Genomic DNA, 12,537 nt, shown 5'->3' on the forward strand with positions numbered 1-12,537 from the left:
CGCCGGCAGGGCGATTCAAGCGGAAGTCAGACCGGCCGCGGCGCGGGCGGCGGCGGCTTCGCTGCCTTCAGCGCGCGGCGGATGTCGCCCTCCAGCTTTTCCAACTCCTCCGCCGCGCGCAGGCGCTGGCCGCGGGCCTCGTCGGCGATGCGGAGGCTGTCCTCGATGGTGGAGACCAGCGCGGCATTGGCCTTCTGCACGGCGGCGAGGTCGAAGACGCCGCGCTCCAGCTCCGTGCGGGCTTCCAGGTTGCCGCGGCGCAGGGTCTCGGCATTGGCGGTCAGCAGCTGGTTGGTCAGGTCGGTGGCGGCCTTCACCGCCTGGCCAGCCTCCCGCATCCGGTGGATCGCGAGCGCCTGGGCCAGCTGCTGGCGCCAGAGCGGCACCGTGTTCGCCAGCACCGAATGGATCTTGCTGGCCAGCGCCTTGTCGTTTTCCTGGATCAGCCGGATGGATGGCAGCGCCTGCATCGCCACCTGGCGGGTCAGCCGCAGGTCGTGCACGCGGCGGTCCAGCTCGTCCCGCGCGCTGCGCAGGTCCCGCAGCTTCTGCGGCGCCAGGTCGTCGGTGGCGGTGGCGACCGCGGCTTCCATGGCCGGGATCGATTCCGTATCCGTCCGGCGCAGCACTTCCTCGCCCGCCTGCACATGGGTGCCCAGGGCGTGGAACCATTCGAGCGTCGCCTGGTACAGCCGCTCCAGCCGCTCCACGTCCTCCAGCAACCGGGTGCGGTGAGTATCGAGCTTGTCGCCGATGCCCTCGATCTGGCCCTTCACCGTCTCATAGCGGCCGATGATCTCGGTCACCTCGGCGCCCGCCTTGGTGAACATCCGGGCCAGGAAGCCGGGGCGCTCATCCAGCTTGGTGACGTCGAAGCCGCGCAGCGTCTGCAGCAGGGAAGCGAGCGTGCGGCCCGCCTCCCCCGTCTCCTGGTTGCGGGCGCCTTCCAGCATGGCGTCCGCCGCGGCCTGGGCCTGGGTCTGGGTCTGCTGGCCGAATCGCAAGATCGAGCCGGGGTCGGAGAGGTCGATCTGCTGCGCCAGTTCGCTGAGCAACGCCTCCGGCACCGCGGCACGCGCCGGCGCGGCTTCGGACAAGTCGCGCTCCGCCGCGGCCTGCGCGGCGGCCACCGGATTGGCAGCCGGCGCGGCAGGGGGCGCGCCGTAGGGTTTTGGGCTGTTCGGCTTGGTCGTGCTCATGCGTAACCCTCCTGGCGCAGCCTTTCGGCCAGCACCTTCACCTGGATATCCAGCGCGACGCTTTCCTCGGCCCGCAGCTTCGTGCGCAGTTCGTCGGCCGCGGTCTGCATATCGGCCAGCAATTGTGGCAGGCTGGCGGGCGGCTCGGCGCCGGCATGCAGGCGCTGGGCGATTCGTTCCAGGCCATCGAGATGCACGGCCAGGAAGCGGCGGGCCAGCGGCAGGCGGTCCGGGCGGGCATCGAGATCGTCCAGCACCGCATCCATCGCCTGGGCGATGCCGGCCATGCGCGGCTCCGCGCTGATCCGCGCCAGCCGGGCGCGGGCTTCCTCCAGCGGGCCGGGCGGGGGCGGCGGCGCGGCGGGGGCGGGCGGGTCCACCTCGACCTGCGCGCCGTCATACATCAGCCGCGTGCCGAGCCAGGCGCCGGCGGCCAGCAGCAGGGCGATGGGCACGCCGGTATTGGCGCCCATCCCGGCGACGAGACCGGTGGCGACGGCGGTCAGCACCGCGGCTCGGCGCGTATCGCCGCGCCGGCCGCGGCGCAGCGTGCGCACGGCCAGGATCGGCAGCAGGATGCCGAGGCCGGCGGCGACCAGGCCGCGCGTATTCCCGCGCACCACCTCCACCACCACGTCGAACAGCAGCGGCCAGGTGAAGAGCGGCAGCAGCAGTCCGCGCGTGCCGTTCCGGAAATGGCTGAAGGCGCCCTCGGCCCGGGCGCGCGCGCCGCGCCAAGGGTCGTTCTGCCAGAGCCCGCGATCCTCCGCCATCAGCGGAACAGCGCCAGCGCGCTGGCCAGCCAAAGGCTGAGCGTCAGCAGCCAGAAGCCGGCGACGCGCCGCGCGGGCGCCGGCAGGGTGGGCAGCAGGATCTTCGGGGGTCGGGCCATGGCGCCCCATCAGATCGCCGCGCGGTGGCGCCGGATCAAGGGCTGCGGCCCGAGCAGCCCCCGCCGCACGCCAAAAGTTCAGCACGCGTCTCCACCATGCCGGAATGTTGAGACGGCGCAGCGGGTCCGGACGCCGCTTCTGGCGTTGCCTGCACCCCAAGATTTGGAGACGCAGGCCCATGGCGACCTGGACGATCGAGGATCTGGCCAAGGCCATGGGCCGGATCGACTTCACGATGCTCACCACCCGGACCGAGGGCGGCGCCTTGGCCACGCGGCCGATGAGCAACAATGGCGAGGTCGAGTACCGCGGCGATTCCTTCTATTTCAGCTGGGACAGCGCGCGCCTGGTACGTGATATCGAGGCCGATCCCATGGTTGGCCTGTCCTTCCAGGGCCAGAGCATCGCCGGGCTGCTCGGCAAGCCGCCGCTCTTCGTGGCGGTACAGGGCAAGGGCCGCATCATCCGGGACAGGGCCGCGTTCGCCGAACACTGGTCGGAGGACCTGGACCGCTGGTTCCCGCAGGGCATCGAGACGCCAGGGGTCGCCATGATCCATGTCCGCGCCACACGCATCCATTATTGGGACGGCGAGGATCAGGGCGAGATCACGCCCTGATCCGGCGCCTCATTTCCGGTCGGCGCGGGGGTCCAGCGCGTCGCGCAGCCCATCGCCCATCAGGTTGAAGGCGAGCACCACCACGAAGATGGCGGCCCCCGGCGCGATGGCCAGCCAGGGCGCCGTTTCCAGGAAGCGCTGCGCGCTGTTCAGCATGGAGCCCCAGGAGGGCGCCGGCGGCTGCTGGCCGAGGCCGAGGAAGCTCAGCGAGGCCTCGGCGATGATCGCCTCCGCGATCGAGAGCGTGGACTGCACCAGCAGCGGCGGGATGATGTTGGGCAGGACGTGCACGAAGGCGGTGCGCCAGGGCGGGTTGCCGAGGCTGCGCGCCGCCTCCACCCAATCGGTGGATTTCGCATCCAGCGCCATGCCGCGCGACAGCCGCACGAAGATCGGGCTGGCGGTGATGGCGATGGCCAGCATGGCGTTTTCGAGCGCCGGGCCCAGGAAGGCCGCGAGTGCGATGGCCAGGATCAGGAACGGGATCGACAGCATCGCATCCGCGACGCGGGAGATCAGCGCATCCACCCAGCCGCCCGCCAGCCCCGCCAGCAGGCCAAGCGGCACGCCGATCAGCACCGCGCCGACGACGGAGACCACGCCCGCCATCAGCGAGGCGCGCGCGCCCCAGATGACGCGGGACAGCACGTCGCGGCCATTCTCATCCGTGCCGAACCAGTAGAGTTCGGAGGGCGGGCGGCGGATGCGGGACCAGCTGGTCTCGATCGGGTCGTAGGGCGCGATCCAGGGGGCGAGGATCGCCACCAGCACGAAGGTGAGCACCACGAGGAAGCCGGCCAGCGCCAGGCGGTGGCGGAGGAAGCGGCGGATGGCGCGGCGCGTCGGGCTTTCGCCGCGCGCCAGAACCGCGGGGGCTGCCGTCGCGCTCATGCCTGCCTCAGACGCGGGTTGATGGCCATGTACAAAATGTCCGCCAGCAGGCTGAGGGCGACGAAGATCAGCGCGGTGGCCAGCACCACGCCCTGCACCACCGGGTAGTCGCGGTTGAAGACGGCATCCACCACCAGCTTGCCGAAGCCGGGGATGGTGAAGATCTGTTCTGTGAGGACCGCGCCCGCCAGCAGCCGGCCGAATTCGATGGTGCCGAGCGTGACCACGGGGATCAGCGCATTGCGCAGCGCATGCTTCCAGACCACCACCCGCTCCGTCAGCCCCTTGGCGCGGGCGGTGCGGACATAGTCCTGGGACAGCGCCGTCAGCATCGCCGCACGCGTGTGGCGCATGAGCACGGAGGCAACGCCCGTTCCCAGCACGAAGGCCGGCATGATGGTGGTGGCGAGGCTCTGCACCGGATCCTCCCACAGCGGCACGTAGCCCGATGGCGGCAGCCAGCCGAGCTGCACGCTGAAGAACAGGATCATCATGATGCCGAGCCAGAAATTCGGCGTCGAAATGCCGAACAGCGCGATGCCGTTTGCCGCCCAGTCCCAGGCGCTGTCCTTCTTCACCGCGGACAGGATGCCGAGCGGCACGCCGATGGCGATGGCGATCAGGAAGGCCATGCTGGCGAGCTGCGCGGTGACCGGCAGCTTCTCCAGGATCAGGTCGGAGACCGGCATGCGGATGCGCCAGGAAAAACCGAAATCGCCCTGCAGGACATTGCCGATCCAGTAGAGGTATTGCGCCCAGATCGGCTGGTCGAGCCGCAGCTCCGCGCGGATCTGCGCGAGCACCTGCGGGTCGCCGCGTTCCTCACCCGCCAGGATCATCGCCGGATCGCCGGGCATCAGCTGCTGCAACCCGAAGATCAGGAAGGAGAGGATCACCAGCGTCGGCAGCACCTGGCCGAGGCGTTTCAGAAGCCAGTTCCACATCTCAGGTCAGCTCCTGGCGAGACCCCCACCCAACCCTCCCCCGCTACGCAGGGGAGGGCTTAGTCTCCCTCCCCCGCCTGCGGGGGAGGGTCGGGGTGGGGGCCGTCGCACCAGCGCCCCCACCCCTGCCCTTCCTCAGTTCAGCCGCATGCCCTGCAGCCGCACCATCCCATCCGCGATCGGCTGGTAGCCGGTCAGCCGCGCCGAATGGATCATCACGTTCTTCCGGTGCCACAGGTAGATCCGCATGCGGTCGCGGCCCAGCGCCAGTTCCATCACCTGGCGGTACAGATCCTGGCGCTTCGCCACATCCTGTTCCGTCCGCGCCGATTGCAGCAGCGCGTCCACCTCCGGGTTCGCGTAGCGGCCGTCATTCTGGCCGCCAGTGCTGTGCATGAAGGCGTAGATATTGCCGTCCGGATCGGTGCGGCCGGACCAGCCGAGCAGGAAGGTCTCGAATTCGCCGCGCACGGCGCCGGCGAGTGCGGAGGCGAATTCGGAAGCGCGCAGCGTCACCTCGAAGCCGGCCTCGCGCGCCATGGCCTGGATCACCTCGCCGGCCTGGCGCAGGTCCGGGTTGTTCGGCACGGTCAGCTCCACCGGCACCGGGGCGGTGTGGCCGGCTTCGCGCAGCAGGGCGCGGGCACGATCCACATTGCGCGGCTCCGGCTGGAAGCTGCGGACATGGAAACTGCTGGCCGGCGGCACCGGCTGGCGGGTCGGGGTGTACATCCCCTCATAGACCACCTGGTTGATGGCGGCGCGGTCCAGCGAGAGCTCGAAGGCCTGGCGCACGCGGGCGTCGCGCCCCATGGGCGTGTTCGCGCGCGGGCCGTTGCCGATATTGATGGTGATGCCCTGGTAGCCCAGCTCCTCCACCGGCACGCCGCGCAGGTTGCGGTTGCGCTGGATGGAGCGCAGGTCGTCCGGCTCCATCCGCTCGCCGAACTCGACTGCGCCCGATTGCAGGTTCGCCAGCCGCACCGTGTTGTCCGGGATCGGCAGGTAGGTCACGCGGTTGAAGTGAATGTTGGCGGCGTCCCAGTATTCCGGGAAACGCTCCAGCACGATGCGCTCCTGCGCCACGCGCTCCACGAAGCGCATCGGGCCGGCGCAGACGGGGCGGTTGCCGAAATTGCGGCCGGCGGCCTCGGCGGCCTTGGGCGAGACGATCATGCCGGCGCGGTCGGTCAGCGTGGCCAGGAAGGCGGCGTTGGGGGCGCCGAGCTTGATGCGCACGGTCAGCGGATCCACCACCTCGATCGAGGTGACATTGCCCATCTCGGACCGGCGGAAACTGCCCTGCAGGGTCAGGTGGCGGTTCAGCGAATAGCGCACCGCCTCCGCATCCATCATCTCCCCGTCATGGAAGCGCACGCCCTCGCGCAGCTTGATGGTGAGCGTGGTGGGATCGTCCCAGGTGTAGCCGGTGGCCAGCTGCGGGATGGGCTGCAGCTGCGCGTTGATGTCGAAGAGCTTGTCGCAGAAGCCCATATAGACGATGCGGCCGACATAGGTGCGGGACAGGGTGGGGTCGAGGATGTCCGGATCCTCGCGCAGCGCGATGCGCAGATTCTGGGCCTCGGCGGCGGGTGCCGTGCCCAGGGCCGCGAGGGCCACTAGGCCCATGGCGAGGGTTTTGCGGATCATGCCAGTTCTCCCTGTTTTTGTGTCTGGTCGGTGAAATAGGCCTGCAAGCGGCGCAGGCGTTCGCCCCCGGTCTCGGCATCCTGCCCCACCAGCGCGGGCGGCAGGTTTTGCTGGAAGTGGCAGGCGGCGAGGTGGCTGGTGCCTTCCATCGGCGGCACCTGCTCCGCGCAGAGCGGCTGCGCATAGGGGCAGCGGGTGCGGAAACGGCAGCCGGAGGGCGGGTTGATCGGGCTGGGGATATCGCCCTCCAGCAGCGGGGCATGGGCGTGGCCCTGCCCGGGGACGGCGGCCAGCAGCGCGCGGGTATAGGGGTGGCGCGGCGCGCCGAAAACCTGTGCGGTCGGCCCTTCCTCGACGATGCGGCCGAGATACATCACGGCGACGCGGTCCGCGATGTGCCGCACCACGCCGAGGTCGTGGCTGATCAGCACGAAGGTGAGCCCCAGCTCGCGGATCAGGTCCTGCAGCAGGTTCACCACCTGCGCCTGCACCGAGACATCCAGCGCCGAGACCGGCTCGTCCCCAATGATCAGCTTCGGCTCGCTGGCGAGCGCGCGCGCGATCGCGATGCGCTGCCGCTGTCCGCCGGAGAATTCATGCGGCCAGCGCCGCGCGAGCTCCGGCCGCAGGCCGACGCGGGACAGCAGCTCCGCCACCCGCTGCGCCTCCTGCGCCCGCGGCACGATGCCATGCAGGCGCAGCGGTTCCGCCACCGCCTGCTCCACCGTCATGCGCGGGTCGAGGCTGGCAAAGGGGTCCTGGAAGATCAGCTGCATGTCGCGCCGCCGCGCCCGCAGCGCGCGGGCGGAGAGGCCGCGCAGGTCCTCCCCCTCGAACAGAATCTGTCCTTGGTCGGCCTCGATCAGCCGCAGCGCCAGGCGACCGAGGGTCGATTTGCCGCAGCCGCTTTCGCCGACGATGGCCAGAACGCTGCCCTTCGGCACGATCAGCGACACGCCATCCACCGCGCGCACCGCGCCGCGCCGGCGGCCCAGCGCGTCGCGCACCGGAAAGCCCTTCGCCACATCGCGCAGTTCCAGCAGGGGCGCGCTCATGCCGCCTGCTCCAGCAGGGTGTCGAGGGGCGCGCGCCAGCAGGCCGCCTGATGGCCTGGCGTGACCTCCGCCAGCGGCGGCTGTTCCGCGCATTGCGCAATGGCGAAGGGGCAGCGGGGGGCGAAGCGGCAGCCGGGCGGCGGGTTCATCAGATCGGGCACCGTGCCCTCGATGCTGGCGAGCCGCGCGGCGCCGCCTTCCAGCCGCGGCACGGCGCCCAGCAGCCCGATGGTATAGGGATGCTGCGGATTGGCGAAGAGGTCGGCCGCCTTGGCACGTTCCGCGATCCGGCCGGCATACATCACCACCACCTCATCCGCATGGTCGCGCACCACGCCGAGGTCGTGGGTGATCAGCACCACCGCCGTTCCCGTCTCCCGCTTCATCTCGTCGATCAGCGCCAGGATCTGCGCCTGCACGGTCACGTCCAGCGCCGTGGTGGGCTCGTCGGCGATCAGCAGGCGCGGGCGGCAGGCCAGCGCCATGGCGATCATCACCCGCTGGCGCATGCCGCCCGAGAGCTGGTGCGGGTAGCTGCGGGCGCGGCGCTCCGGCTCCGGGATGCGGACGCGGCGGAACATCTCGATGGCTTTGGCAAAGGCCGCGTCGGGGGACAGGCCCTGGTGCAGGCGCAGCGCCTCCGCCACCTGTTCGCCGGCGGTGAAGGCGGGGTTCAGGCTGGTCATGGGTTCCTGGAAGACCATGGCCATCTCGCCGCCACGCCGCGCCCGGCGCTGGTCCGGCGTCAGGGCGAGCAGTTCCTCGCCCGCCAGGCGGATGCCACCGCCGACCTCGCCGCCCTGCGGCAGCAGGCCCATGATGGCGAGCGCAGTCACGGACTTGCCGCAGCCGGACTCGCCGACCACGGCCAGGGTCTTGCCGGCCTCCACGCTGAAGGAGACGCCATCCACCGGCCGCAGCCGCCCGCGGTCGGTGGGGAATTCGACGGTGACGCGGGCGAGCTCCAGGACCGGCGTGCTCATTCGGATTGCGCCTCCAAGATCGCCGCCTGGATCACCGCGCGGTCGAAGACGCCCGGATGGTCCCGGCCCGGCAGGAACCGCCGGAAATGCCGCAGATAGCCGCGCCAGACGCCGTGCAGCCGGCGCAGTTCCGCCAGCGGGTCCGCATGGTCATCCACCCGCAGGTCGAGATCGGGATAGGGATCGGCCGAGGCCACCTGCATGGCCGCCGATTGCCGGCCGCGCTTGTCGCCGCCCGCCGCTTCGCCTGCCTCCATCGCCAGCAGCAGGCGCTCCGCCATCGGCAGGCCGGCGCTGGCCAGGGCGGAGTCGAGCGTCGCCCGCACCACCTGCGGCCCCGCCAGCATATTGCCGGCCACCGAGATGTCCGGCGCCGAAACATGCCCGCACCAATCGACACAACCCTCGCCGGTATGCTGGGCGCTGGTCCCGTCCGCCGCCAGCACATGCGCCTGGCGCATCGCCTGGCCCGGATCGGCCTGCATGAGCTCGGACAGCGCCTGCACCGGCCCCTGCCCCGCGCGCAGCCGCGCCAGCGCATCCGGGGCCACGAAGGGGTTCACCAGGGCCTGGGTGCTGGCGGCGCCGATCCCGCCCTCGACACGCGGGCACAGCGCGCCCGCGGCCAGGAAGCGGCTGGCCACCGCGACACCGAGCTCCCCGGTCGTTGGATCGCGCATTAGGATCGACCACGTCATGCCCTGCTACATGACAGGCTGACCCAATGGCGCAAGCCTGACCTGTGGCCCGATTGTCCAATCCCACGCCGCTGGCTGCCTGCCGCATGACCAGTCTGCCGCCCGGCGCGGCAGCCGGCGGGGCCCGCGCCGCGGATGATTCCCCCGCCCCCTCCGCCGATGATACGCTGCCGCAATCAGCAACCGAGGTCGCCATGCCCAGGCCGATGCAGCTTTCCCTCGCCCCCGAGCAGCTCTGGCAGGCCATCAACCCCTGGAGCTTCTACCAGCAGGGCGCCCAGTTCGGGCTGGTGAACATCCAGCTCGGCCGCACCCCGAACCCGCAGCTGGAGCAGACGATCCTGGAGGAGGTCGGCAGCTATGGCCGCCAGATCGGCCGCCTCGGCGATGCGCTGGAGGTGCTGCTGCGCCATGTGAAGCTGGACGGGCTGACGCAGCAGGAAGCCGATGCCCTGGACATGCTGCGCGGCCAATTGGCCGAGATCCGCCGCATCAAGCAGCGCGGCCCGGCCTGACGGCTGGCTGGCCGGCCGCGACCAGGGAAGCCACCTCGGCCTCCGTCAGCCGCTGCGGCTGGAAGCGCAGGCGCAGCGCGCCCGCCTCCCGTCCCACCACCTCGGCCTGGCGGAGGCCCAGGCCGGGCAGGTCCAGCGCCAGCGCGCCGCCACGCGTCAGGCCGGCGGGCCAGTCCGGGCCGCGCGCCAGCCGGGCGCCACCCATCGAAACATCCTTGACCTGCACCGCCAGCATCGCCTCGCCCAGTCGCAGCGTGGCGGCGAGATGCACGGCATGGCGCGGCGAGCCGCGGCGCTCCAGCTCCGGCGCGGCAGCGCGCATGGTGGCGACCACGGCCTGGCGCAGCCTGGCGAGGCCGGTCGTCACCTCCTCCGCCATGCCGCCCAGCGCCGCAGCGCGGGCGGAGACCTCCTCCCCCGCCTCAGTCACCGCGGCCAGCCTTCCGGTCATCTGCCGCGCCGCATCGGCGGTGCCGAGGACGGTGCGGGCGATGTCGGCCGTCGCCTCGTTCTGCTGCGCCATGGCGGCGGCGATGGTGCCGGAGATGCCGTCCAGCTCCCCGATCGTGCCGAGGGTGGCGCGCACCGCCAGCACGGCGGCCTCCGTCGCCGCGCCGACCTCGCTGATATGGCGGGCGATTTCCTGCGTGCTGCTGGCGGTCTGGCTGGCCAGGGCCTTCACCTCCCCGGCCACCACCGCGAAACCCTTGCCGGCATCGCCGGCGCGCGCCGCCTCGATGGTCGCGTTCAGGGCCAGCAGATTGGTCTGGCCGGCGATATCGCCGATCAGCCGGGCGACGGCGCCGATCCGGCCCACCGCCTCCTGCAGCCCCTCGATGGCGCGGCTGCCGGCCTCGGTCTCGGTCACGGCGCGGCCGGTGGCGGCGGCGGCGGCGGCCACCTGTTCGCTGATGCTGCGGATGCTTGCGGTCAGCTGCTCGGTCGCCGCGGCGCCGGATTCGGCATTCTCCAGCACGCGATGCGCGGCTTCCGCCACCTGCGCCCCGGCGGCGGCGGAGGCGGCGGATTGGTCGCCCATGTCCACCGCTGCCTCCCGAATCCGGCCGAGGCCAGCCGCCATGGCCTGGCTGGCCGCATCGGCCTTCTGTTCCACCGCGGCGGCCATGTCGCGCAGCGCGGCGATGCGGGCCTGCTGGGCGGCGGCGCGGGCGCTTTCCTGGTCGGCGCGCAGGCGCAGCGTCTCCGCACTGCGCTGGCGCAACACTTCCAGCGCCTCTCCCATCGCGCCGAATTCGTCGTGGCGCGGGCCGAGGGCGCGGGGTCCGTCCAGCCTTCCCTCCGCCACATCCGCCATGGATCGCGTCAGGTCGCGCAGCGGGCGGGCGACGCGCTGGCGCACCAGCCAGAGCGCGCCGAGGCCCGCCAGCAGCGCCGTGAGGGCAAGGCCCGCCAGCAGCCGGCCGAGCCAGAAGGCGCTGGCGCCGCTGGCCTGCAGCCGCGCATCGGTGCGGGCCAGGATGCGGTCGGACAGGCCGCCGATCGCTTCGCTCAGCGGGTCGATGTCGCGGTAGAGCGCCGTGCGCACCAGCCCGCTCAGCGCCGCGGAATCCTGCCGGCGCAGCGCCTGGGCGATGGCTTCCACCGTGGTATCGGCGGCCTGCTTGCGGCGCAGCACCTCGGCCCAGGCTTCCGCATCCGGCGGCGCGCGGCCCAGCCGGTCCAGGCTGGCGGCGATGGCGGCCTGGGCAGTGCCGAAGCCTTCCAGGGCCTCGGCCCAGGGAATGTTGCCGTTGCGCACCTTGTGGCTGGCATCGACGATGGCCACCGCATAGGCGTCCGACATGGCCTTCAGCTCGATCAGCGGGGCCACGGCCCGCTGGTTCAGATAGTCCAGATCCTCCTGGTTATTGCGCAGCGCCGACCAGCCGAGCAGGCAGGCCGCGCCCACCAGCAAGGCGAGCGCGAATTGGATGGCGGCAAGCAGATGCCGGATGGCCATGCGGCGAAGGTCCTGGACCGAGGGGCCGAGGAGGCTAGGCCGATGCCGCTTAACCAGCCCTGAAGTGGGGAAAGCGAGCTTTCCCTCACCCCCGCCCCCGCCCCCGCCCGCAGGTGGGGGAGGCCTTTCGTCTGGAGGTTAGAGCTTGACCTTCAGGATATTGCCGATCTCGCCCACCACGCCCCGGCGGAAGGCCAGCACGCAGGCGACGAAGATCACGCCCTGGATCACCGTGACCCAGGCGCCGAATTCGGCCAGGTAGTTCTGCATGGTGACGATCACCGCCGCCCCCACCACCGGGCCAAAAACGGTGCCGAGGCCGCCGACCAGCGTCATCAGCACCACCTCGCCCGACATCGGCCAGTTCACGTCCGTCAGCGTCGCGATGCCGAAGACCAGCGCCTTGGTGCCGCCGGCCACGCCGGCCAGCGCGGCGGACAGCACGAAGGCCATCAGCTTGTAGTCGTCCGTGCGATAACCCAGCGAGGTGGCGCGCGGCTCATTCTCCCGCACCGCCTTCATCACCTGGCCAAAGGGCGAATGCACCACGCGGTGGATCAGCAGGAAGCCCGCCAGGAAAACGAAGGCCACCACCCAGTAGAGGGTGAAGTCCGAATCCAGCGGCACGGCGCCGAACAGCGCGCCGCGCGGCACCTGCTGGATGCCGTCCTCGCCGCCGGTGAAGGGCGCCTGCAGGCAGAAGAAATAGACCATCTGCGCCATGGCCAGGGTGATCATGGCGAAATAGATGCCGGACCGGCGGATCGCCAGCCAGCCGATGCCCAGGCCCAGCACGCTGCCGACCAGCCCGCCCGCCACGATCGCCAGTTCCGGCGTCAGCCCCCAGACCTTGGCGGCATGGGCGGTGACATAGCCGCCCATGCCGAAGAAGGCGGCATGGCCGAAGGACAGCAGCCCGACATAGCCGATCAGCAGGTTGAAGGCGCAGGCGAACAGCGCGAAGCACAGCACCTTCATCAGGAAGACAGGGTACAGGAAGAAGGGGCTGATCAGCACGAAGGCGACCAGCACGCCGAAGGCCATGGCCTGCGCCCGGGTGAAGCCCAGGAAGCCCGCCTCCTCATGCACCGCCTGCGGCGTGCCGAGGGCAATGGTGGTATCGGCCATGT

12 protein-coding genes are annotated in these 12,537 nt (G+C 71.1%); 2 read left to right on the forward strand and 10 right to left on the reverse strand.

The annotated features are described in order from the left end of the window. Positions 1–26: 26 nt before the first annotated feature. Together J3S20_RS20050 and J3S20_RS20055 are read right to left on the reverse strand one after the other, a co-directional pair. Positions 27–1,199: a toxic anion resistance protein gene (locus tag J3S20_RS20050; protein ID WP_216838286.1), complete on the reverse strand. Its 1,173-nt coding sequence runs from the start codon at positions 1,197–1,199 to the stop codon at positions 27–29. After that, complete coding sequence (locus tag J3S20_RS20055) at positions 1,196–1,972, reverse strand: 5-bromo-4-chloroindolyl phosphate hydrolysis family protein (protein ID WP_216838287.1); 777 nt, start codon at positions 1,970–1,972, stop codon at positions 1,196–1,198. Before J3S20_RS20055 ends, J3S20_RS20050 begins: the two co-directional genes overlap by 4 nt. Positions 1,973–2,270: 298 nt before the next feature. Between J3S20_RS20055 and J3S20_RS20060 the strand changes: the two genes are divergently transcribed. Then, complete coding sequence (locus tag J3S20_RS20060; RefSeq protein WP_216838288.1) at positions 2,271–2,711, forward strand: pyridoxamine 5'-phosphate oxidase family protein; 441 nt, start codon at positions 2,271–2,273, stop codon at positions 2,709–2,711. A 9-nt stretch (positions 2,712–2,720) separates the two neighbouring features. Here J3S20_RS20060 and J3S20_RS20065 read toward each other — a convergent pair whose 3' ends face one another. The 6 genes from J3S20_RS20065 to J3S20_RS20090 all read right to left on the reverse strand — a co-directional run bounded on the left by J3S20_RS20065 (position 2,721) and on the right by J3S20_RS20090 (position 8,932). Beyond that, on the reverse strand, positions 2,721–3,602 hold the full coding sequence (locus J3S20_RS20065; RefSeq protein WP_216838289.1) for an ABC transporter permease: 882 nt from the start codon (positions 3,600–3,602) through the stop codon (positions 2,721–2,723). Then, positions 3,599–4,546, reverse strand: coding sequence for an ABC transporter permease (locus J3S20_RS20070; RefSeq protein WP_216838290.1), 948 nt, complete (start codon positions 4,544–4,546; stop codon positions 3,599–3,601). The genes J3S20_RS20065 and J3S20_RS20070 overlap by 4 nt, the downstream gene beginning before the upstream one ends. 135 nt (positions 4,547–4,681) lie before the next feature. After that, positions 4,682–6,196 (reverse strand): ABC transporter substrate-binding protein, encoded by a 1,515-nt coding sequence (locus J3S20_RS20075; protein WP_216838291.1) that lies wholly within the window; start codon positions 6,194–6,196, stop codon positions 4,682–4,684. Beyond that, a complete protein-coding gene (locus tag J3S20_RS20080; RefSeq protein ID WP_216838292.1) occupies positions 6,193–7,251 on the reverse strand; it encodes an ABC transporter ATP-binding protein in 1,059 nt (352 codons plus the stop codon). Before J3S20_RS20080 ends, J3S20_RS20075 begins: the two co-directional genes overlap by 4 nt. After that, positions 7,248–8,234, reverse strand: coding sequence for an ABC transporter ATP-binding protein (locus tag J3S20_RS20085; RefSeq protein WP_216838293.1), 987 nt, complete (start codon positions 8,232–8,234; stop codon positions 7,248–7,250). The genes J3S20_RS20080 and J3S20_RS20085 overlap by 4 nt, the downstream gene beginning before the upstream one ends. Next, entirely contained in the window at positions 8,231–8,932 is a 702-nt protein-coding gene (locus tag J3S20_RS20090; RefSeq protein ID WP_216838295.1) for a DUF1028 domain-containing protein, read from the reverse strand. The genes J3S20_RS20085 and J3S20_RS20090 overlap by 4 nt, the downstream gene beginning before the upstream one ends. 86 nt (positions 8,933–9,018) lie before the next feature. Here J3S20_RS20090 and J3S20_RS20095 point away from each other — a divergent pair, with 86 nt between their 5' ends. Beyond that, a complete protein-coding gene (locus J3S20_RS20095; RefSeq protein ID WP_216838296.1) occupies positions 9,019–9,447 on the forward strand; it encodes a hypothetical protein in 429 nt (142 codons plus the stop codon). Here the strand turns inward: J3S20_RS20095 and J3S20_RS20100 are convergent. Further along, positions 9,425–11,407, reverse strand: coding sequence for a methyl-accepting chemotaxis protein (locus J3S20_RS20100; RefSeq protein ID WP_216838298.1), 1,983 nt, complete (start codon positions 11,405–11,407; stop codon positions 9,425–9,427). The genes J3S20_RS20095 and J3S20_RS20100 overlap by 23 nt on opposite strands. Before the next feature lie 138 nt (positions 11,408–11,545). After that, positions 11,546–12,535, reverse strand: coding sequence for a branched-chain amino acid ABC transporter permease (locus tag J3S20_RS20105; RefSeq protein ID WP_216838299.1), 990 nt, complete (start codon positions 12,533–12,535; stop codon positions 11,546–11,548). Positions 12,536–12,537: the final 2 nt, after the last annotated feature.

Source organism: Falsiroseomonas tokyonensis (assembly GCF_019024325.1).
In the GTDB taxonomy this organism is placed as follows: Bacteria; Pseudomonadota; Alphaproteobacteria; order Acetobacterales; family Acetobacteraceae; genus Falsiroseomonas; species Falsiroseomonas tokyonensis.

Bases quoted from the DNA above. Each gene is read 5' to 3' on its own strand.
- J3S20_RS20050 (WP_216838286.1), bottom strand. From the start codon at position 1,199: ATGAGCACGACCAAGCCGAACAGCCCAAAACCCTACGGCGCGCCCCCT.
- J3S20_RS20055 (WP_216838287.1), bottom strand. From the start codon at position 1,972: ATGGCGGAGGATCGCGGGCTCTGGCAGAACGACCCTTGGCGCGGCGCG.
- J3S20_RS20060 (WP_216838288.1), top strand. From the start codon at position 2,271: ATGGCGACCTGGACGATCGAGGATCTGGCCAAGGCCATGGGCCGGATC.
- J3S20_RS20065 (WP_216838289.1), bottom strand. From the start codon at position 3,602: ATGAGCGCGACGGCAGCCCCCGCGGTTCTGGCGCGCGGCGAAAGCCCG.
- J3S20_RS20070 (WP_216838290.1), bottom strand. From the start codon at position 4,546: ATGTGGAACTGGCTTCTGAAACGCCTCGGCCAGGTGCTGCCGACGCTG.
- J3S20_RS20075 (WP_216838291.1), bottom strand. From the start codon at position 6,196: ATGATCCGCAAAACCCTCGCCATGGGCCTAGTGGCCCTCGCGGCCCTG.
- J3S20_RS20080 (WP_216838292.1), bottom strand. From the start codon at position 7,251: ATGAGCGCGCCCCTGCTGGAACTGCGCGATGTGGCGAAGGGCTTTCCG.
- J3S20_RS20085 (WP_216838293.1), bottom strand. From the start codon at position 8,234: ATGAGCACGCCGGTCCTGGAGCTCGCCCGCGTCACCGTCGAATTCCCC.
- J3S20_RS20090 (WP_216838295.1), bottom strand. From the start codon at position 8,932: ATGACGTGGTCGATCCTAATGCGCGATCCAACGACCGGGGAGCTCGGT.
- J3S20_RS20095 (WP_216838296.1), top strand. From the start codon at position 9,019: ATGACCAGTCTGCCGCCCGGCGCGGCAGCCGGCGGGGCCCGCGCCGCG.
- J3S20_RS20100 (WP_216838298.1), bottom strand. From the start codon at position 11,407: ATGGCCATCCGGCATCTGCTTGCCGCCATCCAATTCGCGCTCGCCTTG.
- J3S20_RS20105 (WP_216838299.1), bottom strand. From the start codon at position 12,535: ATGGCCGATACCACCATTGCCCTCGGCACGCCGCAGGCGGTGCATGAG.